This is a genomic window from Corallococcus sp. RDP092CA, assembly GCF_041903675.1.
Classification (GTDB): domain Bacteria; phylum Myxococcota; class Myxococcia; order Myxococcales; family Myxococcaceae; genus Corallococcus.
Map to the genome: position 1 here is coordinate 1 of NZ_JAYESI010000052.1, position 24,570 is coordinate 24,570.

Consider the following 24,570-nt stretch of genomic DNA (forward strand, 5'->3'; position numbering starts at 1 on the left):
GTTGAGCACTTCGCGGTGGTCCTTATTGGGACGGCCCCGGGCCGGTTTCTGGGGCGGCAGCAGTCCGGCCAACCGCTCCCATTGCGCGTCTGTCAGCTCTCCTCGGCTCATGCCCTCCTAACATCCGCCTCCGCTCGAACTATTTGCGGACACGACCTAGACGAGGCGCGGGGGGAGGGGCGCCTCCGTCGGGGGGGTGTTGAGAAGGGGGCGCTTGCGTCCGCCTGCCCGGCTGGCCGGACGGTGGTTCTCGTTGGAAGCGTCAGGGCCTTTGATAGGTTGGCGCCCCATGAAGAAGATCCTGGTCTTGCTCCTCGTGCTCATCGTCCTGGCGGTCGCGGGCGTGGGCGGGACGTTCGTGCACTTCCAGAACGCCGCCACCGCGCCGCACGTGGCGGCGGACCCCGCGCCCAAGGAGTTCGTGGTGAAGAAGGGCGCGTCCGCGCGCTCGCTGGGCCAGCAGCTCCAGGAGCAGGACTTCCTGGACAACGCCACCGTGTGGCGCTTCCACCTGTGGCGCCGGGGCGGACTCAAGGTGAAGGCGGGCCGCTTCCTGCTGAACCCCACCGCCTCCGTGGCGGAGCTGGCCACCGCCCTGGAGGGGCAGCCGCTGCCGGAGGACGTGCCCTTCGCGATGATCGAGGGCTGGCGTTTGCGCGACACCGACCAGGTGCTCGCCGCCCAGGGGTTGATCAAGCCGGGCGAGTACATCGCCGCGGCCAGCCAGCCGGGCCGCTTCACCGCCCCGTTCCCGATGCCCACGCGCAGCCTGGAGGGCTACCTGTATCCGGAGACCTACGGGATCATCGCGGACAACTTCAAGGTGGAGGCGTTCATCCAGCGGCAGATCGACACCTTCCGCGCGCGCTTCTATGACGAGCACAAGGATGAGATCGCCCGGAGCGGCCGCTCGCTGCACGACATCGTCGTGATGGCCTCCATGCTGGAGCGCGAGGAGCCGGTGCCGTCCCAGCGCGCGCTCGTCGCGGGCATCCTCTGGAAGCGCGTGGACAAGGGCTTCCCGCTGGGCGTGGACGCGACCAGCCGCTACGAGCTGGCCGAGTGGAACGACCGCAAGGCGTTCCTCAAGCGGCTGCGGGACACCACGGACCCGTGGAACTCGCGCACCCGCGCGGGCCTGCCGCCGGGCCCCATTGGCGCGCCCACGGTGGACTCGCTGCTCGCCGCGCTGCGGCCGGTGAAGAGCGACTACTGGTACTACCTGCACGACGCGCAGAAGGTCCTGCACCCGTCGCGCAACGCGCAGGAGCACGAGGCGCTCCGGGCCAGGTACAACGTGTACTGACGCGCTCCGATGGCGTCCCCCTTCCTGGACTGGAGGGCCGCCTGGGCGACGGGGCGTTCATGGTGGAGTCGCCGCTCACGCGGCCCTGAGCCGTCAGGGCGTGCCCGCTCCGGGCGGCTGGGGCGACGTCTGGAACATGCCCGCGAGGATGCGCTCGGCCGCGTCCGCGAGCAGGTCCCGGGCCATGCGCGCCTCCTCGCCGAAGATGCCTTGCGAGGTGCGCGCGTCCAGCACGTGCGTGGCGAGCAGCGCGAAGGCCGCGGGCTCGTCGAACGTCGCCTCGGAGGAGAGCACGCGCTTGCCGGGATGCAGATCCTCCTCCTGGAAGCGGCCCTCCCACGTGTCGCCCAGGGTGATGGAGAAGTACTGGGCGGCCACGTTGCCGGGCCGCGACATGTGCGAGGCGGCCACCACGGCGCGCAGCTGGCCGCGCTCCTCGGCGGTCATCTGCCGTCTCCACGCTTCGACCGAGGCATGCATGGTGTCGATTTGATCCCTCGCTGCGTCCTCGGCGTTCTTCATGAGGTCCGGCACCTGGGCGTGGATGAACGCGGAGAGCTCCGCCTGGGGCACGTGGTTGGAAGCGAGCACGGAGGTCACGAGCGCGAGCGAGGCATCGAGCAGGCGGTGCTGCCGCGCCAGGGCGTCCGCCGGAAGGCCCCGGGTGTCCAGGCTCCTGGACGCAGCGGTGATGAGACGCCGCAGCGTGGTGAGCCGCGTGCGCGTCTCCTCATCGAGCGGGTCCTGCTGTCCGGCCAGCAGGACCTGGAGCGCGAGGGGGACGTGGGTGACGGCCTTGTATTCGTGATAGCGCCGCGTCCGCGCGGGGGCTTCGAAGCGCTGGCCGCGCATCCGAAGGATGAGCACGTCATCGATCTGCGCGATGACCGGCCCCAGGCGCGACCGCTCGGCTTCGCGGCGCGCGGCATACGCATCGCGGAACGCCTGATTGAGCACGGAGAGCGGATCCTCGGCCTCCAGCGCCACGGCGCGAGCGACGTCGGAGGGAGGTTCAGGAGGCGGGGAAGGGGAGGCGGGACCACCCACGGGGCACTCGGCCATGATGGCGGGCACCGTAGCGCCCACCGCGCGCCCGTCACCCGTGTCCGGGCGCTGGATGTCGGGATTCCTTCAACCGGACACGCCCGTCCTCAGGGCGATGACTGGAGGCTGACGGGCGGTGGCACCGCGATGCCCGAGGGCGTCGCGGCCGTCAGGTCCCGGACCATCCGCGCCAGCCCCGCATCCTTCGGCGAGAGCGCGGAGGCCCGCGCGTACAGCTCGCGAGCCAGCTCCAGCCGTCCCGCGCGCAGGTGGTGCTCCGCGGCGATGGCCACCACCCGCCACTCCTCCGGAGCCTCCGCGAGCCGCGCCGCCACCGCGCCCTCCAGGGGGGCCGTGGGAAACGCGGCGTTCGGCGTGCGCTGGAGCGCGACGGTATAGGACCGGAGCGCCTCCGCGTTCCGCCCCAGCGCTGCCAGGGCCCGCGCCCGGAGGTACTCCGTCGGCGCGAGGTCCGGAAACAGGGCGAGCACCCCTTCGGCGTCCGACAGCGCTCCCGCCGCGTCGCCCCAGGCCAGCCGCTCCGAGGCTCGCGCGTGCCGAGCGTCCAGTGAGTCGTGCATGGCGAACAGCTCCGCCTCCCACGCCTCGCGCCGGGGATCCCCCAGCGCCTCCGCCCCCGCGACCGCGAACGCCAGCGCGTCCAACGTGCCGCCTCGCCGCCTCAGGGACTCCGCCGCGTCGGCCAGGGCCCGCTGTCTCTCTCCGCCCGCCAGCCGGCACCGCGCGGACACCAGCAGCGGATCCAACGACGTGTCGTAGAGCACGCCCCGGAAGCCCGCCTCCGCCGCCGCCTCCGCCGCGGGCAGCGCCTGCTCGCAGTGCCCAGCGCGCCGCGCCAGCTCCGCCATGAAGAAGAGGTCCATCGGCGTGTCCGCGCCGAACCGCTGGAGCGACAGCGCCGCGGAGCGCGCCGCCACCTCGGGGGACTCGAACGGCACGCCGCGCAGCGGGCGCAGCATCGCCGTGAAGGGCTGCGCCGCCTGGAGCCGCTCGAACGCGCGCGTGGCCTCGTCATAGCGCCCCGCCGCCAGCGCGGACGCCAGGGCGGCGCCATCCGCCGCGCTCGTCTCGCCGCGCTCGAACTGCCGCTGCACGTCGCGCACGAAGGGGAACAGCACCGGCAGCGTGAACACCGCCGCCGTCAGTCCGGCGGACAGCGCCAGCGCCCGGGGTTGCCGCCGCGCCTGGAACACCGCCGCCGCGCCCACGCCCGCGAACAGGGCCCACGCCGGCAGCGCGGCGACGCGGTAGCGGCTCACCACGTAGAACCCCAGCGCGAGCACCGAGCTGGCGAACAGGTACAGCACCCCCCAGCCCACCCGCTCGCGGCGGAGCAACGCGACGAGCAGCCCCGCCAGGCCCATCAGCCCCAGTGTCTGCGCGCTCACCAGCGGCCACGCCGCCAGCCGCGCCTCCGCGCGACGGACCTCCACCAGGTCGTGCCCGTCCGGCCCGAAGAGGAAGAACGCCAGCTTCCGGCCCAGGAGCCCCAGGAACGTGCCCGGCTCCCACGTCGCGAAGGCCCACGTCTTCTTCACCCAGAACAGCTCCGCGTCCGCCGGGGACAGCGCATGGCCCACGTCCGCGCGCGCGAACTCGCGGTAGAGGTGGTGGGCGTAGTCCGGGCGGTCCACGGAGCGCAGCTGCGCCTCGTACTGCTTCAGCAGCGTGGGCGGCTGCGCGCCCAGGCCCGTGCCCTCCGGCCGGTTGCCCATGTGCAGCACCGCGCCCGCGCTCATCGTCGCGCCCACCTGCGAGCCCACCTTCGCGCGCACCACGAGCGTCGGCAGCGCGGACGCCACGAGCCCCACGGCCAGCAGGAGGCCCGGCGCCAGCCACCGCCACCGCCGCCCGGGCTGCCCCCACGCCTCCCGCACCATCCACAGCGCCGCGAGCCCCAGGATGAACAACCCCGTGGGCCGCGTCGCCCCGGACAGCCCCAGCAGCACGCCCGCGCCCACCACGGAGGGCGCGCGGAAGCCCGGGCTCGCCGCGGACAGCAGCGCCAGCGCCGCCAGGTTGAACACCATCACCAGCAGGTCGGGCTCCAGCGTGGCCTCGTACAGCAGCACCGGCACCGTCACCGCCAGGAGCGCCGCCGCCACCAGCCCCGCCGCGCGCGACACCAGCCGCGAGCCCAGCACGTACACGGCCCACAGCCCCACCGCGCCCGCCAGGCTCTGGAGGACGCGCAAGGGCCCGGGCGCGACGAGCGCGTTGAGCAGCAGGTAGAGCGGGCTGAAGTCCGCGCCCTGCTCCGGGGACAGCGTCCCCTGGGCCAGCATGCGCGCGCTGTCTGGATACTTCCCGAACATCCACGCGGGCAGCAGGGTCAGCCCCAGGGCGACGTGGAGCAGGCACAGGAGCCCGAGCATCCCGGGGACGAACCAGGGGCGGGACGCGAGGGGCGGCGCGGACGGAGCATTCACGAGCGGCCCATCCTACAGGTCCGGCGCAGCCTGTCCCCACCCACGCGAAAGGCCGGCCCCGCGTCGGCGCGGGGCCGGCCTTCCTTCACTGCTCAGCGAGGGCGGCGGTCAGGCGCTCAGTCGACCGGACGCACCTGGACCTGCATCACGGTCTCGTTCTTGTTCACCGACAGCACCTCGATGATGGTGCCCGTCTTCGGGACCTTCACGCCGCCGTACGGCTGCGAGGCGTACCAGAACTCGTTCGTGTCGTTGAACACCGGCACCGCGGGCTGCGAGGGGTACTCGTTGCGCGGGTAGCCGTTGGGCTTGAGCGACAGCGGGAAGCTGGGGTCCAGGCCGAACGTCGCGTCGTGCGTCTGCACGCGGCCGGACCAGTAGCGGCCGTCGCTGCGCTGCAGGGGCTGCGGGCGCGAGTCGATGGGCAGGATGCGGCCCTCGCCCGGGTGCTGCGACACGTTGTTGTTCGACTGGGACGTGTCCCAGTAGGTGACGAGCAGGCCGGGGTTGTACGAGTAGCGCTCCGCCCAATCCACCAGGCCGTCCGCGCTGAAGCCGTAGTTGTACGGGCCCGTGGCCAGCCCCTCGTCGTAGCCGCGGAACTGGCGCCACTCGGCCAGGTAGTAGTTGTCGTAGTAGGTGTTGGTGCCGTCCGTCACGAAGAACGTCGACTTGTCCCACCACTTGTGGCCCCACTCGCCGTCGTCACCGAAGACGTAGGTGTTCTTCGCCCACAGCTGCACGAAGTCCACCAGGAAGCCCTTGTTGAACGCCGCCGCGTCCGTCTTGTAGCGGAGCTTCAGGGTGACGGTCTTGCCCGCGTACGCGGACAGGTCGAACTCCAGCGGCACCCAGCCGTTGGACGTGCCGGTGATGCCGTTGCCCAGGTTGTTGCCCCAGGGGTTCGAGGTGCGGCTGACCGCGCTGGGCAGGTTCACGAACGGGCCGCCCTCCACGGAGAGCGCGACGTAGGCGTAGTCCCAGTCCTCCTCGATGTCGAACCAGGTCTGGAACGAGAAGGTGATGGGCTTCTTGTTCGGCAGCTTCACCGTCTTCTCCAGCACGCGGTCCAGGTTGTTGCCCTGGCCGCCCTGCCACATGCCCTGGCCCTCGTACGGGGCGGTGGTGGGCTGCACCACGGGCTTGCCGGGCAGCTTCACCACGAGCGCCTGCTTCGCGTTCTGGGACGTGAACTCCGCGGGGCCCAGCTTGTGGTACGAGTACAGGCCCGCGGACGTGGAGGCGTAGTCCAGCCAGCCCAGTTGGAGCTTGTCCCAGGCGAAGAAGTCACCCGGACGGCTGCCGATGTCCGTGGTGCCGTCGTTCAGGTACGAGCCGGACGACATGATGGTCCAGAAGCCCGTCCCGTTGTCCGCCGCGTTCGTCGTGTCGTAGTGGTCCGGCAGGCCCAGGTCGTGGCCGAACTCGTGCGCGAACACGCCCAGCCCGCCGTTCTCCGGCTGGATGGTGTAGTCGCCCACCCACTTGTCCACGCCCGTGCCGAAGCGCGCGCCGCCGTTCGGGTTGTACGCGGGGCCGGTGCCGTCCGGGCCCGTGCCGTTGCTGTACGCGTACCAGCGGTGGCTCCACACGGCGTTGGGACCCTGCGCGCCGCCGCCGACCTCCTCACCCATGCCGGCGTGGACGATCTGGAAGTGGTCGATGTAGCCGTCCGGCTCGTTGAAGTCGCCGTCGCCGTCGTAGTCATACCGGTCCCACGTGTCGAACGTGTCCAGGTACGCCTTGATCTCCGCGGGCGTCTTGCCGGCGGCCAGCTGGTCGTTCGTCCACGCCTTGATGGCGTCGCTGATGAGCGGCCACACGGAGTTGGAGCAGCTGGAGCTGCCGCACAGGTTGTTGCCGTAGCGGGCGGCGTTGTACGGCACCTTCACCCACTCGGACACCGTGCCGGACACGGTGTAGCGGCCGGACGACGCGGCCTTGTAGAAGTTCGCCACCGAGTCCGCGCCCGGCGTCGTGTCGAAGTAGAGCTTCTCGAAGTGCTCGCGGTTGTAGTCCGGCTGCCAGATGGTGGTGTTGTCCACCGAGCGGTCCGGGGCCGGGATCTCGTTGTGCAGCGGGCCCGGGAGGTCGCCGCCCGGGTTGGTGGCGGGGTTGCCGAACACCGGGTGGATCTGCGTCCCGTACTCCACCAGGATGACGAAGATGCGGTCCGTGCGCTCCAGCTCCAGCTCCACGAACTTGCCGTTCGCCAGCTTCTGCACCTTGCCGGGCTGACCGCGGCCCTCCAGGCGCTGCTGGAGCGCCTGCGCCTTCAGCTCCTTCTGCTGCTCGCCCAGGAGGTGGGGCAGGTCATCCGCGATGTCCTGGACCACCGACTTGCGCAGCGACGCCGCCTGCGGGGCGATGTCCGGTTGCGGCTTCTCGTACCACGCGCGCTCCGCGTACGCGGACGGCGCCGCGAGCGCGAGCAGGCCAACGGCCAGCCAAGACGGGTTTCTCCGCATTGCCACTCCTAGGGGTCAGGTCAGACTTCCCGGCGGGTCCGGGAGTGCCGAGTTTCTAATGGAGACCCTGTCCTCTTGGGAAGACCGGGTGGTTAAATTTTTCCTGCAAGGACGGATTGGGTCATTCGTCGGCTGGCGGTCGAAAATCCGAGAATGGGTAGGGGAGGGCGGGGGGCGAGGGACTACGGTTCCGGTCCGTTATGGCGCGTGCACGTCCCGTGGATCCCCCGCTGCGGCGGGATGTCCGGCTCTTGGGCCGGCTGTTGGGTGAGGTGTTGGTGGAGCAGGAGGGGCAGGCCCTCTTCGACAAGGAGGAGGAGGTCCGCCACCTGGCCATCCAGCGTCGGAGGGGGCCGGTGGCCGGACGACGCGCCGCGGCGGCGGAGCTGGCGGCGGTGCTGCGGCGGCTGCCCTCGGAGCAGGTGGAGCCGGTGCTTCGCGCCTTCTCCGTCTACTTCCAGCTGGTGAACCTGGCGGAACAGCACCACCGCATCCGCCGCGCGCGGGCCCACGCGAGCCCCACCGCCACCCGGCCCCAGAAGGGGTCGCTGGAGGCGACGCTGCTGACGCTGAAGGCCGCGGGCGTGAGCGCCGACAAGGTGCGTGAGGCGCTGGGGACGCTCAAGGTGACGCTCACGTTCACCGCGCACCCGACCCAGGCGGTGCGCCGCACGCTCCTGGAGAAGCTCTACCGGCTGGCGCAGCTGCTGGAGGAGCGCGACCGGTGCTCGCTGACCCCGCGCGAGGCCGCCGCGAACCTCCTGGCCATGCGCGAGGAGATCACCGCGCTCTGGCAGACGGACGAGCTGCGCCGCGAGCGCCCCACCGTGGGCGACGAGGTGAAGAACGTCCACTGGTACGTGGAGGAGATGCTGGCGGAGCCCGTGGCCCGGCTGCCGGAGGCGCTGGACTGGGCCTTCGAGCGCGCCTACGGCGAGCCCCTGGGCGCGCTGGACACGCCCGTGCGCGTGCACTCGTGGGTGGGCGGCGACATGGACGGCAACCCGCTGGTGACGCCGGAGGTGTTCGCGGACACGCTGCGCGCGCACCGCGCCCGGGGCCTGCGGCTGCTCATCCGCGACGTGGAGCGGCTGGGCGGGATGCTGTCCCAGTCGGAGCGGCACGCGCGCCCCACCCAGGAGCTGGAGCGCTCCCTGGAGGAGGACGCCAGGGCGCTGCCGGACCTGGCGCGGCAGCAGGGCCCGCGCACGCTGGGCGAGCCGTGGCGCCGCAAGCTGCGCTTCATGGAGGAGCGGCTGTCGCTCGCGCTGGAGCACGTGCTGGCGCGGCGGCAGGGCCGCGAGTCCACGCTGCCGCCCGGGGCCTACCGCTCGCCGGAGGCGCTGGGCGAGGACCTGGCGGTGCTGGAGCGGTCGCTCTTCGCGGCGCGCGCGGAGCACGCGGGCCTGCGCGAGGTGCGCCGCATGTCCGAGCGCGTCCGCGCCCTGGGCCTGGGCCTGGGGGAGCTGGAGGTCCGCGCGCCCGCGGAGGACGCGGTGAGCGCGGCGGCGTCGCTCGACGGCGGCCCGGCCCCCACGGACGGCGGGAAGCGGCTCCTGGAGGTGCTGGCGAGGCTGCGCGAGGGGCAGGACGAGGGCGGCGAGTCCGTGTGCCGCACGCTCATCCTCTCCATGGCCTCCACCGCGGACGACGTGCTGGCGGCCTTCCGGTGCCTGAAGCACGCGGGGCTCTGGGACCGGGAGCGGCGGTGCGCCACCGTGGACGTGGCGCCCCTCTTCGAGCAGCTGGGCGCGCTGGACGGCGGGCCGGACGTGCTGCGCCAGCTCTTCGCGCACCCGGAGTACCGCCAGCACCTGAGGGGCCGCGGGGTGCAGGAGGTGATGGTGGGCTACAGCGACTCCGGCAAGGAGGTGGGCCTGCTCGCCGCCAGCGCCGCGCTGTACCGCGCCCAGGTGGCGCTCACCCAGGTGGCGGACGAGCACGACGTGCCCCTGCGCCTGTTCCACGGCCGCGGCGAGACGGTGGCGCGCGGCGGCGGCCCCGCCCAGACGGCCATCCTCGCGCTGCCGCCGGGCACCGTGGCCGGCGCCTACAAGGCCACCGAGCAGGGCGAGGCGATGGACCACAAGTACGCGCGCCCGGAGCTCACCCAGCGCACGCTGGAGCTGGTGGTGGGCGGCGTGCTGCTGCACACGCTGGACGCGCAGCCGCGCCCGTCCCCGGAGGACGAGTCCACCTTCCGCGCCGCCTTCGACACGCTGGCGGAGGCCGGGCGCAAGGCGTACCGCGCGCTCGTCTGGGAGGACCCGCGCTTCGTGGAGTTCTTCATGCAGGGCACGCCGGTGGAGGAGATCTCCGCGCTGCCCATCGGCTCGCGCCCCAGCAAGCGCAAGGCGGGCGGGCTGGACACGCTGCGCGCCATCCCGTGGAGCTTCGCGTGGACGCAGACGCGCGCCATCCTCCCGGCCTGGTACGGCGTGGGCAGCGCGCTGGAGGCGTCCGCGGCCACGCCCGAGGGCGCCGCGCTCCTGAAGCGCATGTATCAAGAGTGGCCCTTCTTCCGCGCGGTCATCGACAACGTGACCATGGTGCTGGCCAAGACGGACATGGCCATCGCGGCGCGCTACGCGAAGCTCGCCCCCGCGTCCACGCGGCCGCTGTGGCTGCGCATCCAGCAGGAGCACTCGCGCACGCGCCGCGCGGTGAAGTCGCTCACCGGCGAGGCGAAGCTGTTGGACAACAACCCGCAGCTCCAGCGGAGCATCGCGCTGCGCAACCCCTACGTGGACCCCATGTCCTTCCTCCAGGTGGAGCTGCTCAAGCGCAAGCGGGACGGGGATGCCGCGTGCGACCGCCCGCTCCTCCTGGCGCTCAACGGCATCGCTGCGGGCATGCGGAACACCGGTTAGAGAAGGGACCATGGCCCAGGAGACGTTCGTCGTGGAGGAGACCAACCCCAGGCACGGCTTCGCGCGCGTGCGCCCGGAGCAGGGGCAGGGGTCGTTCCATACCGCCCTCTACCCGGATCCGGAGTTCAGCCAGGCGCCGCCCTTCCAGCTTCGCAAGGGGGACCGGGTGACGGGCTTGCGCCGGGGCCAGACGGTGTCGGAGGTGTCCTGGCTCACGCGCGTGGAGCCTCCCTGGGAGGAGGTGGAGCGCGTGGCGGAGCTGCTGGCGCTCCTGGAGCGCTGGGAGATCCGCGTCCCCCACGAGGCCCGCGCCCTGGCGGAACACGCCTGGCGCGACAGCAGGGAGAACCCCCTGCGCGACGCGCTCCAGGCGCAGCTGCCCACCTTCTTCGACCTGGAGGGCGCCCACCCCTTCGAGGACCCCACGCTGCTGGAGCGGCTGTCCGCCGTCATGCAGCCGTACCTGCCGGGCTTCGCCATCCAGCCGGTGCAGGGCCAGCCCGCGGTGCGCGTGGAGCCCGGCGCCGTGGAGGTCCCCGCGGGCGTGGGGAGCTGGGACGCGCCGCAGCCCACCTTCGTCCCGATGATCGCGGAGGTGAACGCGCGGCTCGCCGCCGCCGGCGCCCCCGTGCGCTGGGTGCCCACGCGCGAGGACTGGGTGCTCGCGCCGCCCGCGCTGGCCGCGCTCCTCCAGAAGCACGGCCTGCTCGAAGCCACCGCGCCCCCTGAGTGACGGAGGAAGGGGCCTCCCGCCGCACCGTGTCGAAAGACGGTGGGAGGTCAAAGAGTTGTCTGGTAGAGGACGAAGTCGCCCATGCGTCTCCGCTCCTCGACTCTTCTCCTCGTGGGTCTCCTCGTCCTCGCCGGGCCCGGCTGTGAGCCCGAACCCGCGCGGCGGCTGAGCGAGACCGAGCTTCCACCGTCCTCGGAGCCGCGCGTCACCATCGACGGGCACGAGCCGGACACGCACCGGCTGTTCGGCACGGTGGCGAGCGACGCCGGCAGGGTCCTGGTGGAGGTCTACGAGGACGGGCGGTTCCTGGGGCACGCGGACCTGGACGACGGGCGCTGGAGCCTGCCCTGGTGGCCGGGCCGCCGCGCGCTGGCGCTGGAGGTGGTGGCGCGAGACGCGCAGGGCGCGGAGGCGCGAGCGCGCGTCGACTTCCAGCACCTGAGGTTCGACGCGCGGCCCGGGCTCTACCAGCCGGAGACGCTGCTGGCGCTGCCCACGACCCCGGGGTTGCGGACGTACTTCACCCGGGACGGCTCCACGCCCACGCCCGGGTCGCAGCGCTACACCGGCCCCATCGCGCTGCTGGCGCGCTCGCTGCAACCGGTCCGGTGGTCCTTCATCCCCACGACGGCGCCCAGCGCGACGGAGGGCTCGCGGTGGGTGGCGCCGCGGGAGGAGCCGCCCCAGGCCGCGGTGGTGCGCTACCGCCAGTACGCGGGCACGGAGCCGGCGGGCCCGGTGCGCACGCGCACGTTCATCATCGGGCGGGCGCCGTCCACGCTGCCGGTGCTGTCGCTCGTCACGGACGCGGAGAACCTCTTCGACCCGGTGAAGGGCATCTACGTGCCCGGGGTCCTCTCCGAGGCCGCGCCCGACAATCCGGAGGCGGCCAACTACATGCAGGACGGCAAGGAGTGGGAGCGCCCCGTCCACGTGGAGTGGTTCGAGACCTCCGGCGAGCGCGTGTTCGACCAGGAGGCGGGCGTGCGCATCCACGGCTCGGGCAGCGCGGTGCTGCCGCAGAAGAGCCTGCGGCTGTACGCGAAGGAGGACTACGGCCCCAAGACGTTCGCGGGGGCGGTGTTCCCCGGCTCCCCGGTGACGGAGTTCACGCGGATGGTGGTGCGCACGTCCGGTCAGGATCAGGGCGTCACCAAGCTGCGAGACTGCGTGCTCCAGGGCCTGCTGGCCGAGACCCGGCTGGCGCTCCAGGCCTGCCGTCCCACGCTCGTCTACATCAACGGCGAGTACTGGGGCCTGCACGAGCTGCGTGAGCGCCTGGACGAGTACTACCTGGCGTCCCACTACGGCGTGGACCGCAAGAAGGCCGTCATCCTGGAGAACGTCGGGGCCGTGGACGTGGGGGAGACCGAGGACGAGCAGCCCTACCAGGAGCTCCTCGCCTACGTCGCGGAGCACGACTTGTCCGTGCCGGAGCACTACGCCTGGGTGCGCGAGCGGATCGACGTGGAGGACTTCATCGACTACCAGGTCGCGCAGCTCTACCTGGGCAACGCGGACTGGCCGGACAACAACGTGAAGTTCTGGCGGCTGCGCACGAAGAAGCCCGTGCCGGACGCGGCCTACGGGCAGGACGGCCGTTGGCGCTGGCTCGTCTACGACCTGGACTTCGCCCTGAGCTACGGCCCGGACTACGACAGCCTGGGGCGCGTGCTGAACGACCCGCCGGAGGTGCCGGCCTGGGCCCCCCAGCTCCTGCGGGCGCTGCTCCAGTCGCCGGAGTTCAAGGCCCGCTTCATCGAGCGCTTCCTCTGGCACATCGAGCACACCTTCGCGGCGGAGCGGGTGCTCGCGGCCCTGGACGCGGCGGTGGAGGGGCTCGAGCCGGAGATGCCGGGCCAGGTGGCGCGCTGGGCGCAGCCGGACTCCCTGGAGGTCTGGCGCGCGAACATCGAGTCCCTCCGGGAGACGCTGCGCCAGCGGCCGGCGGCCATGCGCCGGCTGCTGGAGCAGCACCTGGGGCCGCTGTAGCGGCGCGGCCGGCCCCAGGGGAGCGCCGTCAGTAGCCGTAGCCGGCGCTGCGCACGTCCACCAGCTGGCCGTCGCGGAAGATGGCGATCTGCATCAGCCGGTTGGGCCCGAAGTTGTAGGTCCACTCCTCCACGCTCGAGGACGTCGTCACCTGCGTGGAGGACTCCCCGTACTGCCCCCGGTTCCGCGTGCCCTGCCGGGACTTGTTGGACGTGCGCTCCGACCGGGTCTGCTTCGACACGGGCTCGCCGCACTTGGCGACCGCCTCCGACTGTGAGGCGCCCTCGGACACGAGCTTGTTGTCGCAGCGCAGTGAGGCCGCGTGGGCGAGCGAGGGCAGGGCGAGGCAGGCGACGACGAGGGCCGCGGGAAGGGCGCGCATGGAAGGCTCCTGGAAGCAGGAAAGGTTGGGAACACCGCCTGGACGCAGCGGCCCCGAACCTATTCAACCCCTCCGGGTGCTTTCCAGCCGGCCGGGCGCTACAGGCCGCCCTTCTCCTTGAGGACCCGGACCACCTCGTTCGCCATGACCTGGTGCCCCTCGGCGGAGGGGTGGATGCCGTCCACCTCCAGGCCGTCCTTGTAGAGGTCCGCGTTGCCCGGCTGGCGCATCACCGCCTCCAGGTCGATGACCTCCGCGCGCGTCAGCTTGCGGAGCCAATCGTTGAACTCGCGGCGCTGGGTCTTCACCAGGTCGTAGCTGCCCTCGTTCGTCTTCTCCTTGGGCAGCAGCGTGCTCACCCACAGCCGGCACATGGGCTGGAGCTGATCCAGGATCTGGGTCATCCGCTGCTCCAGCTTCTCCACCGTCATGTCGGCGGCGCCCAGGTCGTTGGTGCCCAGGAGCACGATGCAGTCCGTGACGCCCTGGAGCGCCAGCACCTCCTGCGGCAGCTGGAGGTGCGCGTCCCAGAACCCCTGTCCGGACACGCCCGAGTTCACCACCGGCACGCCCAGCTGCTTCTCCACCAGGGCCGGCCACGCGGCGCGCGTGTCGTTGAAGGTGTCCATGTAGCCCTCGGTGATGCTGTCGCCGATGGCCACGAAGGCCCGCCCCGGCGCGCCCTCCACGTCCACCGTGGCCACGCCCAGGGACTTCTCCCACGGCTGGCCGCCCAGCGCGCCCTGCGTGGTCGCGAAGGCGCCGGACTTCATCCAGCTGTCCGGGAACGCGTCGATCCCGCTCTGGGCCACCGCCCCCTTCACCTCGAAGCTGAGGGCCAGCTCGTCGCGGAACGCCACCGGGAACGCGACCGGATCCGACGTCACCAGGGTGCGCGCGCTCGCGGTGAAGCCGGCGTTGCCGTTGAACGTGAGCGACACGGGCGCGGACGCCAGCGCGCCGCTGGCGCCCGCCTTCGCCACGGTGGCCCGCTGTAGCGTCAGGGTGCCGTCGCCGGAGCGGAAGGTGACGCGCACGCGGCTGCCCGCGCGCCCCACCGGCACCTTCAGCCGGTAGGTGGTGACGCTCCCCACGCTGTTGGAGAGGCGCAGCGCCTGGTGGAAGCCGGGCTGGAAGCGGGTGGGGAGGGGCGCCAGGGGCGGCGAGGCCTGCACCTGGTGCCCGTCATGCAGCGTCAGCGTGGGCGCGGCCTCCACGGACTCCGGCGCGGCGGGCGTCGTCACCTCCGCGTCGGTGTGGCCCGCGCTTGCTGGCTCGTCCGTCGCGCCGTCGTTCGTGCCTCCGCAGCCCGCCATCAGCCCCAGGGCTCCGAAACATCCCCAGCGCAGCGCCTTCCTCAAGCCCATGCCCACGACCTCCCGGTGCAAGACGACGATGTGCACGATGTCCCCTCGTGGCGACTCGGGGATTCATGGCGCGCGCCAGGCCCCGGAGCCCGAGGGCGGGCACGGATGGCGCGGAGCGCACCCCACACGGTGGCGGGCCGGGGCCCTGGCGGACCCGCGCGCTCGTCACTCCGGGCGGGGGGCTTCCTCGGATGGGCAATCCGGTGCCCTATGGGACGCAGGCGCCCACGTCGCCGTTCTGGTTGATGGCCCGGCAGGCCGCGCCGTCCTCGCAGCCGGGCGAGCCCGCGGGCGTGCGGCACAGCGTCCGGCACGCGCCGCGGCCGTCGGTCAGCACGCAGGTGCTGCCTGCTGAACACTGGTTGCTGAAGTCGCACGCGGCGCCCTCGGGCAGCGCCCCCTGGCCCGCGCACACCGGGCCGTTGGCGGACGGGTAGCAGCCCAGCGGGCTCTCACAGTCCTGCGCGAATGGATCACACCGCGCGGACGCCGGGCCGCACACCAGCGGCAGCTCGCGCGTGCCGGCCAGCCGCAGCACGGTGTTGCACTCGCCCGAGCCGCAGTCGCTCGTCGCGTGGCACAGCTTGCGGCAGAAGAAGGCCGTGCCGCCGTCGCCCTGCGACTCGTCCTTGCAGTAGAGGCCGGACGCGCACGTGTCATACGTCTGGCCCGGAGGCGACTCGGCCAGCGTGCACGGCGCGCCCTCGGTGGCGGTGCCCGCGGCGACGCACTGGCGCTCGGTGCCTCCGGCGTCCAACCCCACGTAGGTGCAGCGCTGGCCGGACGGGCAGTCCTGGCGGACCACGTCGCACGCGCCCGCGAAGCACTGGCTGCCCGTGCCGCCATCCGCCAGGTCCGTGTACAGGCACTCCTGGCCCGCCGCGCAGCCCGCCTGCTTCGGCACGTTGCACGCGAAGTCGGAGCTCCCGCCGCCATCGCCAGCATCGAAAGGCCCGGAATCTCCGGCATCCGTGCCAGAGTCCAGCGTCGCTCCGCCATCCGTTGGCGGGCGGACAGTCTCTCCGTCATCGCAGCCCGCCACCCACAGCCCCAGCATCAGGGCTCCCCCCAACAACACGAGACGTGCACTCATCCGGAAACTCCTGGCATCAAAGTAGCCTGGGACTTACACGAGCGATTCCGTTGTCCGGGGGCCCTTGAACCGGGCCTGGAAACCAGCCGACACTTCGGGTTCGAGAACCGAGGGGGTCAGGGTGCGCATGAACACGAAGTTGGATGGGCCGGTGGAGCCAGACCCGTATGTGAATCGTCGCGCCGACGAGCGCGTGGCGGCGCGGTTCGAGGTGCGCTTCGGGCAGATGGAGGACGCGGCGCGCGCGCTGCGGGCCTACTCGCTGAACCTGTCCGCGGGCGGCCTGTGCCTGCGCACGCGCAAGTCCTACGACGTGGGCGCGCAGGTGCGGCTGGCCATGGTCATCGACGGGGAGGAGTTCCACCTCACCGGCGTCGTGGCCTGGGTGCGCGACGAGGCGGAGGCCATCGGCGTGCGCTTCGTCGACGTGAGCGAAGAGGACCACGAGCGCCTGCGCCGCGTGGTCGCGAGCTTCAAGCGCTGAAGCGCCTCGCCGCGAAGGCGCCCGGCCAGGACGCCGGGCCCTCGCGGCGGGCCTGTCGCTACCGCTGGGACTCGCTCTCCGCGTGGCGGAACACCCCGGAGTCGCTCTCCACGTACCCGCACGCCCGGTAGAAGGCGCGCGTCTCCTCGGTGACGTTGATGGGGGCGATGAGCTGTAGCTGCTTCACGCTCAGCACCTTCCCGCGCTGCGCCACCTGCGCGAGCAGCGCGCGGCCCACGCCCCGGCGGCGCCAGCCCTCGGACACGACGAGCTCGTCCACGGTGGCCACGCGCCCGCGCAGCCGCAGCTGCGGCCGGTGGGAGAAGGACACCATGCCCACCGCGCGGTCCTGCGGATCGCCCGCGACGAAGATCTCAATCTCGGGATGGCTGATCACCCAGTGCACCGTCTGCTGATCGGTTCCCTGGGGATAGCCCAGCTCTCGCAGCAGCTGGGCCATGACCTCGGCGTCGCCGCGGCGCGCGCGGCGGATCCGGAAGGCGTTGGCGTCTGGGGCGGGGGTCATGGTGCGGACGATGGGCTGGGACACGGAAGTTGGGATTCTAACGACTGGGCCGCCGGCCTCCAAAGAGGAACGGCGGCCCCCGTGGCTTTCTACGGTGTGGGTGGAACGCCGTGCGTTACGGCTGCTCGCGGCAGAGCGTGCGCAGGGCGGTGGTGATGTCGTTCTGCTGCGGCACGGACGCCATCTCCAGCGCGTCCGCCAGGCCGATGCCCGGGACGAACTTGCCGGCCACCAGCCGGGGCGGCGCGAGCAGCGAGTAGAACAGCTCCTCCACGGTGCGCCGGACCAGGTGCTCGCCGAAGTTGGTGACCTCGGTGTCCTCGTTGACGAAGAGGACGCGGCCCGTCTTCTGGACGGAGGCCTTGATCATCTCCCAGTCGTACGGCCAGAGCGAGCGCAGGTCGATGACCTCCACGCTCAGTCCCTCCTCCGCCAGCTGCGCGGCGGCCTTGATGCACAGGGGCATGGTGCGGCCGTAGCTGACCACCGTGGCCTGGGTGCCCTCGCGCACGAGCTTGCCCTTGCCAATGGGGATGGCGAACGCCTCCAGCGCGGGCCACTGCGGCTTCCACTGCGAGCGGTCGCCCAGGGGCGCGTCGATCATCTTCGACAGCGCGCGGTCATCCTCGGGCTCGCCGGGGATGCGCTCGTCGCCCTTCACGCGCAGCAGCGCCTTGGGCTCCAGGAACATGACGGGGTTGAGGTCCTGGCACGCGGAGATGAGCAGGCCGTACGCGTCCAGCGGCGTGGAGGGCATCACCACCTTCCAGCCGGGGATGTGCGTCATCGTCGCGTCGAAGGAATGCGAGTGGTACAGCGACCCGCGGATGCCGCTGCCCACGGGCGTGCGCACCACCATGGGCACGGCCCAGTCCCCGTTGGTGGACCAGTGCGTGTTGCCCGCCAGCTTGAGCAGGTCGATGGTGTTGTAGATGTAGTCGCAGAACTGGATCTCCGCGACGGGGCGGTTGCCCGCCATCGCCAGGCCCATGGCCGCGCCGATGATGCCGCGCTCGTCCAGGGGGCTGTTCCACGCCGTCTTCAGGCCCTGGGTGCAGGTGAAGACGCCGCCCAGGGGGGCGCCCACGTCCTCGCCGAAGATGTCGGTGACGCCCAGGTTCTCTTCCGCGTAGTGCAGGGCCATGCGGATGGCCTGTGCCATGTTCGCCATGGTTATTTCTTCTCCGCGTAGACGTGGTCCCAGATGGAGTCGCCGGAGGGCTGCGGCTCGTCGCGCACGGTGCGCGCCGCGGCGGCCAGCTCCTCCGTGTAGCGGTTGCGCGCCTCGTCCATCTGCTTGCGGTCGAGGACGCCCTCCTGCTCCAGCCGCGCCTCGAACAGGCGCAGGCAGTCCTGCTCCTCGTTCACGAAGTTGGCGCCGGACGCGGACGAGTGCCCGTACAGGCGCGACACCCGCGCCTCGATGAAGTACGGCTTGCGCTCCTTGCGCACGTAGTCCATCGCGGCCTGGAGCTCCTGGTAGGACTCCACGGGGTCATTGCCGTTGATGGTCTTCGCCGGGATGTTGAAGGCGCGCGCGCGGTCGCTGATGTTCGTCTCGCCGTGCTGGCCGTCCGACGTGGTGCTGATGCCCCACTTGTTGTTGGTGACGATGATCAGGATGGGCAGCGGGTTGGCTGGGCGGCTGCTCCAGATGAGGCAGCTGGCGAAGTCGCCCTCGGCCGTGCCCGCGTCGCCGCCGGTGACGATGGTGATGCCCTCGCCGCCGTGGCGCTTCTGGGCCATGGCCGTGCCCGGCGCGATGGCGTACTGCACCTCGATGGGGGACGTCACCGGCGCGATGTTCTTCGAGCGCCGGCTGAAGTGGCCCGCGAAGTTGCGGCCGCCGGAGTAGGGGTCCGTGGCCGTGTTCTTCATCTGCCGCAGCGCCCCGATGGGCTCCTCGCCCATGGCCAGCAGCGTGGCGGACTGGCGGTAGTGCGCGTGCAGGTAGTCGTAGGCCGGGCCCTCGCCGACCTTCATCAGCAGGCCCAGGGAGACGTTGAACGCCTCCTCGCCGGGACCGCCGATCCAGAAGTAGCCGTGGCCCTGCTTGTACATCTGGATGAGGCGCTCCTCCAGGACGCGCGCCTTCACCATCAGGTCATGGATGCGGATGAGCTGCTCTCGGGGCAGGGAGAGCGGCGCGGAGTTCTCTTTGATCAACCGGGGCCGTGACACGGGCGGAGGACCTCGAAGGGAAAGGAAAGGGACGCCCCTATACTCCGAACGGGGCCTCAAGGCTCAAGGACCCTGACGTCAGGGGTGTTCGCCACGGCCGTTTGGGGGCCCGGGTGGCGCGACGCGGCAATGAGCGCAACTCATTCATGCCGCGTCATGGGCTGTGTTCCGGTCGTGTCACGGGCGCTCCGAGTCCGGGCTGATCGCACGGACGCTGGGGGGCCGGGGGAGGGGGCACCCCCCTGGGAATAGCCCGACAGGTGGTCTCCTCGCGTCAATCAGGAAGTGCGATAGAGTCCGCCCCGCCCCGACCGCGTTTCCACGCGGGCTCCCCCAGGTGTGCCTTTGTCCCGTACGAACACGCGCCTCGACCCCGTAGCCGAACCTCCCGATGCGTCCGATGCGGCGCCCGGCACCCCGCCTCCTCCGCCGGAGTACACGGGCACCCACTCCCGGGAGCTCACCGCCCTGCGCGGGGATCACACGGCGACCCGGCTGACCGGGGCGGTGGGGCTGCCGGCCTCGGAGCCCACCAGCACGGTCATCGCGCCCATGGAGGCCGGCGAGCTGCCCAACGTGGCGGCCATCCGCGGGATGCGGCTGGATCAGCTGCTGCTGCTCACCACGGGGGCGCTGGTCGTCATCATCGTGGGCCTCCTGGCCGCGCTGTCCGCGAAGACGACGGAGGCGCAGCTCACCGCGACCTCGGACCGCTTCACGCAGCGGCTCCAGTCCCAGGCGCGTGAGCTGGGGCAGACGGTGAGCCACACGCTGGCGCTCACCTCCGCCACCAGCCTGCGCGACAACAACTACGCGTTCCTCACGGAGGTGGCGCGCTCCATCATCGCGGACAACCGCAACATCCTGCGCGTGCAGATGTACGACGCGGATGGGCAGCTGGTGGCGGACAGCGACCCCAACGCCAAGCTGGGCGAGGCCTCCGGAGGCCGCACCGCGGAGCGCCGCTGGGCCAGCGCCTTCTTCCAGGGCCAGCCCGTCTTCGAGTTCCAGGAGCCGCTCGACTACGGCTCGCAGGGCGGCAAGGGCGTGGTCGTCATCAGCTACTCGCTGGAGGACCTGCAGAAGCAGCTGCACGAGCTGGAGGAGACCAACCGCGCCGCCGTGCGCGCCAACACGCTGCGCATCGTGGGGTTGGGCGTGGGCTTCGTGGTGCTGGCCGGCGTGCTGGCGGCCTTCCAGAGCCGCCGCATCACCAAGCCGCTGGGCGTGCTCACCCACCGCGTGATGCAGCTGGCCGCCGGTGACCTGGGCGCCCGCGCGGGCACGGCGCCGGGCGCGGGCCGCGAGGTGACGACGCTGGGCGTGGTGTTCAACCACATGGCGGAGCGCATCAAGGTCCTCCTGGAGGACGTGCGCGCCAAGGCGCAGCTGGAGCGCGAGGTCTCGCTCGCGCGCACGGTGCAGGAGACGCTGCTCCCGGGCCGCGAGGCCGTGACGGTGGGCCCCTTGCGGCTGGCGGGGCTCGTGGTGCCCGCGGACGCCTGCGGCGGCGACTGGTGGTTCCGCGCCGCGCTGGATGACCGGCGGGTGGTCATCGGCATCGGGGACGTGACGGGCCACGGCCTGTCCACGTCGCTGGTCGCCACCAGCGCCACCAGCGGCTTCGCGTCCGCCATGACGCTGCGCGAGCCGTCGCAGGTGCACGCGCAGATGCTCATCACCGCGCTCAACGTGACGCTGGCCAACGTGGGCCGCGGCGAGCACCAGATGTCCAGCGCGCTCGCGGTCATCGACGTCTACAGCGGCCAGATCGACTACGCGGCGGGCGCGCACCCGGCGGCGGCCGTCTACAACCGGAACACGCGGCAGATGGCGTCCTTGCCGGCGCGCGGTCCGCTCCTGGGCGCGAACGTGGCCTCGCAGTTCACGTCGCGCCAGGCGCAGCTGAGCCCCGGCGACATCATCGTCTGGTACACGGACGGCCTCACCGAGGCGCGCGACGGCGCCAACCGCCTCTACGGGACGCAGCGGCTGGCCGCCGCCATCCAGGCCCACGCCCACCTCCCCGCCGACGCCCTGCGCGACGCGCTCCTCGCGGACGTGCGCGCGTACAGCGCCGGTCAGCCCCAGCGCGACGACATCACCGTCATCGTCGCCGAATTCAGCCCCGCCCCCACGCCGTGATGAACCGCATGCGCCCATTCCTCCGCTCCCCGCGCCGCGTCTCCTCCGCGCTCGTCCTGCTGGCCGCCCTGTCCGGCCCGCCGACGGCGCTCGCCCAGTTCCGCCCCCCGCCCGCCACCGAGGCGCAGCGCATGACGGAGCAGGGGGAACAGGCGCTCGTGTCCGCCAACGCCGCCGCCGCCAAGGGCGACAAGAAGGAGGCGGACGAGAAGTTCAAGAAGGCGCTCCAGCTCTTCGAGCAGGCGCTCGCCCAGGACCCGCTGTCCGTCACCGCCGCCGCGGGCCTGGGCAGCGCCGCCAACGCGCTCCAGGACTTCCAGCGCACGGCCACGCGCCTCCAGCCCGTGTTCGCGCAGCACCCGTCGGAGCTGTCGCTCGCGTACCCGCTGGGCACCGCGTACTTCAAGCTGCGCCGCTTCCAGGAGGCGGTCCCGGTGCTGGAGCAGGTGGCCGCCGCGGATCAGCCGGACCACCTCATCGTCCACTACTACCTGGCCAGCTACTACCTGTACGTCCAGGACGGGAACCGGGCCGTGACGCGGCTGCAGCGCTACCTGGCGCTGCGCCCGGAGCGGCTCGCGGGCAACGACTTCCAGATCCACGAGCTGCTGGGCAAGGCGCACCTCCTCCGCCGGGACGCCGCCGCCGCGCGCGCCTCGTTCGAGAAGGCGCAGGCCGGCCGGCCGGAGTCCGCGACCGCGCAGATCGGGCTCGCGGCGGTGATGGAGCTGGAGGGGCGGGGGGCCGAGGCCCGCGCGCTCCTCGAGCGGCTGGTGACGAAGTTCCCGCAGGTGGCGGAGCCGAAGGAGCGCCTCGCGCGCCTGTACCTCGCCGCGGGCGACGTGCCGCGCGCGGACCTCCAGGCCACCGCCCTGATGAAGCTGGGCTCCACGCCCGCCGCGCACCTGCTCTTGGGCGACGTGCGGCTCGCGCAGAAGCAGCCCGCGCAGGCGGAGGCCGAGTTCCGCAAGGTGCTGGCGCTGCAGCCGGGCCTGCTGATGGGGCAGATCGCCGTGGGCAAGGCGCTCCAGGCGCAGGCCCGTCATGAAGAGGCCATCCAGTTCCTGGAGTCGGCGGTGAAGTCGGGCGGCGGCAGCCTGGAGCTGTGGGCGACGCTGGGCTCCGTCAACCGCCGCGCCGGCCGCTTCCAGCGCGCGGTGGAGGTGCACCGGCGCGTGGTGGAGATGGCCCCGCGTCAGGCGCTGGGCTGGATGCTGCTGGGCGCGGACCACTTCGCCACCGGCCAGTGGGATCAGGCCATCGAGGACTACGGCAGCGCGCTCCAGGTGGAGCCCGGCCACCCCGGCGCGAAGCAGTGGCAGGCGCAGGCGCTGGCCCACCGCGCGCGAGACCGCGCCGGCACCCAGCGCCTGGACGACGCCGTGCGCGACCTGCGCCGCGCGTATGACCTGGACCGCACGGTGCCCATGGCCCGCCGGCTGGGCGCGGCGCTCCTGGACAGCCACCAGTTCGCGGAGGCCCGCAAGGTGATGGAGGGCGCGGTGACGCTGCCGGGCGCGACCTGGCGCGAGCACCTGCTGCTGGGCTACGCGCGGCTGGGCAGCGGCGACGCGCAGGCCGCGCTCGCCGCCTTCACCCAGTCCGGCGAGTCCACGCAGGAGCCGGATCAGCGCGCGGAGGCGTCCGCGGGCGCCGCGCTCGCGGAGGTGGAGCTGGGCCAGGTGGACGCCGCCGTGCAGCGGCTGACGGACGCGGGGCCCTCCAAGACGGCGGCGAAGGTGGCGGAGGCGAACCTGCCCCGCGTGCTGGTGCGCCGCGCCCTGGCGAAGCTGGAGGCGGGCGACGCGGCCGCGGCGAACCGGGACCTGGACGCGGTGGAGCGCCTGGGCACCGGCAAGGGCACGGACCTGGCGAAGCTGGCCGCCTTCGCGCGGGCGCTCGCGCGCGCCGAGGAGGGGCGGTTCGCGGAGGCCTCCGCGGGCATCAAGCGCGCCCTCACGCCGGCGCCGGACTGGGCGTGGCCCAACACGCGCACGCTCGCGGACGCGTTCGTGCTCTACCGCCAGGGCAAGGTGGCGCCCGCGCGCAGGCTGCTCGCCGCCGCCCAGAAGAAGCCCATGCCCGGGCAGCCGAAGTGGATGGGCCACTTCACCGGCGCGCTGCTGCGGCGCGAGGCGGCCCTGGCCTACGCCTCCGGCAACATGAAGGCGTCGCAGAAGGCGCTGAAGGCCGCGCTCGCCGCGACCCCCGACGACGTGCTGGTGCAGCACAACCTGGCGTGCGTGGACTGGCGCCAGGGCGACACCGCGTCGGCGCTGGCCACGTGGAAGCGCCTGGAGACGGCCGTGCCCGTGGCCTCGCTCAACCTGGGCATCGACGCGCAGGAGCGCCGGCATGAGCCCGCCGAGGCCGTGGACGCCTGGCGCCGCTACCTGGCGTCCGGCTCGGGAGCCCGGGCCGCCCAGGTGCGTGAATGGAAGGACCGCCTGCAGGGCCTCTATGGACTGGGTGACGCGCAGGGCGCCACGCCGGCCACCGGGGTCGCGGAGGAGACGCCGTGAAGACGCCATCCCTTGTCGCGCGGTGGAGCGTCCTGCTCGCCGCCGTGCTGTTCGTCGCCATCCCCGCGTCCGCCGCGCCGAAGAAGGCCACGCTGGGCGTGTTCCTCGCCACCACGCTGTCGGACGGCCAGGAGCGCTTCCAGTACGCGGAGGCGCTCGCCCAGAAGCTGGAGGCCAGCCTGGGCCGCCCCGTCGCCGGCAAGAGCTTCGGCCGCTACGAGGACTTCGCCAGGGCGGTGGGGGAGGGGCAGATCGACTTCGCCGTGGTGGACGGCTGGGCCGCGGTGCAACTGGGCGCCAAGGCGCAGCCGGTGGCGTACGCGCCGCGCGCCGGCGAGACGCAGCAGCGCTGGGCCATCATCTCCAGCCAGAAGGGCACCGTGAAGGACCTCGCCGGCAAGCGCATGGCGGTGGTCAAGGGCGCGGGCCCCTCGGACCCCAAGTTCGTCTCCCACGTCGTGCTCGGCGGCGACCTGGACGCCCAGAAGCACTTCAAGCTGGTGCCGGTGCCCAACGTGGAGTCGGCGGTGAAGATGCTGGAGGCCAGGGGCGCGGAGGCCGCGCTCGTGCCCGTGTCGCACGTGCCCAGGGACGCGCGGGTCCTCTTCAGGAGCACCCGGGTGCCCGGCGCCGTGCTGGTGGAGCTGAAGGGCGGGGGAGACGCGTTGTCCCAGTCCCTGTCCTCCGTGGGTGCGGTCGCCCCGTTCGACGCCTTCGCCCGCATCCAGGGCCGCGAGTTCGACGACTTCCGCAAGCTCGTCACCCAGGGCCCCCCGCGCCGTCAGCCCGTCCTCGTGGACGCGCCCGACCTGCACGTGGAGACGCCCGTGCTGGTCCGGTCCGAGTCGCTGGGTCCCGCCCTGCCGCCGTTCGCGGACGACCTGGCCGTCTCCGCCGAACAGCCGGATGACTGATTGCGCCGTGGGGTGATCCGCGCACGGCGCCCCCGTCGCCGTGCGCGTGTTTCAGCGGGATCGACAGCCATGACTTGGCCTTAGGCGAGTTAT

The 24,570-nt window shown here is 72.3% G+C and carries 17 protein-coding genes; 8 read left to right on the forward strand and 9 right to left on the reverse strand.

The window, feature by feature from the left end; genetic code table 11:
* The first annotated feature begins 289 nt into the window (after positions 1-289).
* Positions 290-1,306 (forward strand): endolytic transglycosylase MltG, encoded by a 1,017-nt coding sequence (gene mltG / locus U8525_RS33000; RefSeq protein WP_374270709.1) that lies wholly within the window; start codon positions 290-292, stop codon positions 1,304-1,306.
* A gap of 93 nt (positions 1,307-1,399) precedes the next feature.
* Here mltG and U8525_RS33005 read toward each other — a convergent pair whose 3' ends face one another.
* From U8525_RS33005 to U8525_RS33015, 3 genes are all read right to left on the reverse strand, one after another.
* The gene (locus U8525_RS33005; protein ID WP_374270710.1) at positions 1,400-2,353 is read right to left on the reverse strand and encodes a hypothetical protein; all 954 of its coding nucleotides are present in this window, start codon (positions 2,351-2,353) and stop codon (positions 1,400-1,402) included.
* Between the two features lie 104 nt (positions 2,354-2,457).
* Positions 2,458-4,800: a glycosyltransferase family 39 protein gene (locus tag U8525_RS33010; protein WP_374270711.1), complete on the reverse strand. Its 2,343-nt coding sequence runs from the start codon at positions 4,798-4,800 to the stop codon at positions 2,458-2,460.
* Positions 4,801-4,916: 116 nt separating this feature from the next.
* Positions 4,917-7,268, reverse strand: a complete 2,352-nt coding sequence (locus U8525_RS33015) for an immune inhibitor A domain-containing protein (RefSeq protein WP_374270712.1) — start codon at positions 7,266-7,268, stop codon at positions 4,917-4,919.
* A gap of 200 nt (positions 7,269-7,468) precedes the next feature.
* Between U8525_RS33015 and U8525_RS33020 the strand changes: the two genes are divergently transcribed.
* The 3 genes from U8525_RS33020 to U8525_RS33030 all read left to right on the forward strand — a co-directional run bounded on the left by U8525_RS33020 (position 7,469) and on the right by U8525_RS33030 (position 12,863).
* Entirely contained in the window at positions 7,469-10,138 is a 2,670-nt protein-coding gene (locus tag U8525_RS33020) for a phosphoenolpyruvate carboxylase (protein ID WP_374270713.1), read from the forward strand.
* 10 nt (positions 10,139-10,148) lie between these two features.
* Positions 10,149-10,871, forward strand: coding sequence for a hypothetical protein (locus U8525_RS33025; RefSeq protein WP_374270714.1), 723 nt, complete (start codon positions 10,149-10,151; stop codon positions 10,869-10,871).
* 81 nt (positions 10,872-10,952) lie between these two features.
* On the forward strand, positions 10,953-12,863 hold the full coding sequence (locus tag U8525_RS33030; protein ID WP_374270715.1) for a CotH kinase family protein: 1,911 nt from the start codon (positions 10,953-10,955) through the stop codon (positions 12,861-12,863).
* Positions 12,864-12,891: 28 nt separating this feature from the next.
* On the opposite strand, the gene U8525_RS33035 is transcribed toward U8525_RS33030, so the two are convergent.
* From U8525_RS33035 to U8525_RS33045, 3 genes are all read right to left on the reverse strand, one after another.
* The gene (locus tag U8525_RS33035; protein WP_374270716.1) at positions 12,892-13,245 is read right to left on the reverse strand and encodes a DUF2845 domain-containing protein; all 354 of its coding nucleotides are present in this window, start codon (positions 13,243-13,245) and stop codon (positions 12,892-12,894) included.
* A 98-nt stretch (positions 13,246-13,343) separates the two neighbouring features.
* Entirely contained in the window at positions 13,344-14,648 is a 1,305-nt protein-coding gene (locus tag U8525_RS33040) for an SGNH/GDSL hydrolase family protein (RefSeq protein WP_374270717.1), read from the reverse strand.
* A gap of 172 nt (positions 14,649-14,820) precedes the next feature.
* Positions 14,821-15,705 (reverse strand): hypothetical protein, encoded by an 885-nt coding sequence (locus U8525_RS33045; RefSeq protein ID WP_374270718.1) that lies wholly within the window; start codon positions 15,703-15,705, stop codon positions 14,821-14,823.
* Between the two features lie 127 nt (positions 15,706-15,832).
* Between U8525_RS33045 and U8525_RS33050 the strand changes: the two genes are divergently transcribed.
* A complete protein-coding gene (locus tag U8525_RS33050; protein ID WP_374270719.1) occupies positions 15,833-16,189 on the forward strand; it encodes a TIGR02266 family protein in 357 nt (118 codons plus the stop codon).
* Between the two features lie 58 nt (positions 16,190-16,247).
* Here the strand turns inward: U8525_RS33050 and U8525_RS33055 are convergent, their stop codons facing one another.
* The 3 genes from U8525_RS33055 to U8525_RS33065 form a co-directional block, all read right to left on the reverse strand.
* Positions 16,248-16,739: a GNAT family N-acetyltransferase gene (locus U8525_RS33055; RefSeq protein ID WP_374270720.1), complete on the reverse strand. Its 492-nt coding sequence runs from the start codon at positions 16,737-16,739 to the stop codon at positions 16,248-16,250.
* A 91-nt stretch (positions 16,740-16,830) separates the two neighbouring features.
* Positions 16,831-17,886 carry an alpha-ketoacid dehydrogenase subunit beta gene (locus U8525_RS33060; RefSeq protein WP_374270721.1) on the reverse strand — a complete coding sequence of 352 codons (1,056 nt, stop codon included), beginning with the start codon at positions 17,884-17,886 and terminating at the stop codon, positions 16,831-16,833.
* A gap of 2 nt (positions 17,887-17,888) precedes the next feature.
* Positions 17,889-18,896 (reverse strand): thiamine pyrophosphate-dependent dehydrogenase E1 component subunit alpha, encoded by a 1,008-nt coding sequence (locus tag U8525_RS33065; RefSeq protein ID WP_374270722.1) that lies wholly within the window; start codon positions 18,894-18,896, stop codon positions 17,889-17,891.
* A 345-nt stretch (positions 18,897-19,241) separates the two neighbouring features.
* Here U8525_RS33065 and U8525_RS33070 point away from each other — a divergent pair, with 345 nt between their 5' ends.
* From U8525_RS33070 to U8525_RS33080, 3 genes are read left to right on the forward strand one after another with little or no spacing between them, the layout of a single operon-like run.
* Positions 19,242-21,041 carry a PP2C family protein-serine/threonine phosphatase gene (locus U8525_RS33070; protein ID WP_374270723.1) on the forward strand — a complete coding sequence of 600 codons (1,800 nt, stop codon included), beginning with the start codon at positions 19,242-19,244 and terminating at the stop codon, positions 21,039-21,041.
* 8 nt (positions 21,042-21,049) lie between these two features.
* Positions 21,050-23,563 (forward strand): tetratricopeptide repeat protein, encoded by a 2,514-nt coding sequence (locus U8525_RS33075; RefSeq protein WP_374270724.1) that lies wholly within the window; start codon positions 21,050-21,052, stop codon positions 23,561-23,563.
* Positions 23,560-24,477, forward strand: coding sequence for a PhnD/SsuA/transferrin family substrate-binding protein (locus U8525_RS33080; RefSeq protein WP_374270725.1), 918 nt, complete (start codon positions 23,560-23,562; stop codon positions 24,475-24,477). Before U8525_RS33075 ends, U8525_RS33080 begins: the two co-directional genes overlap by 4 nt.
* Positions 24,478-24,570 lie beyond the last annotated feature (93 nt).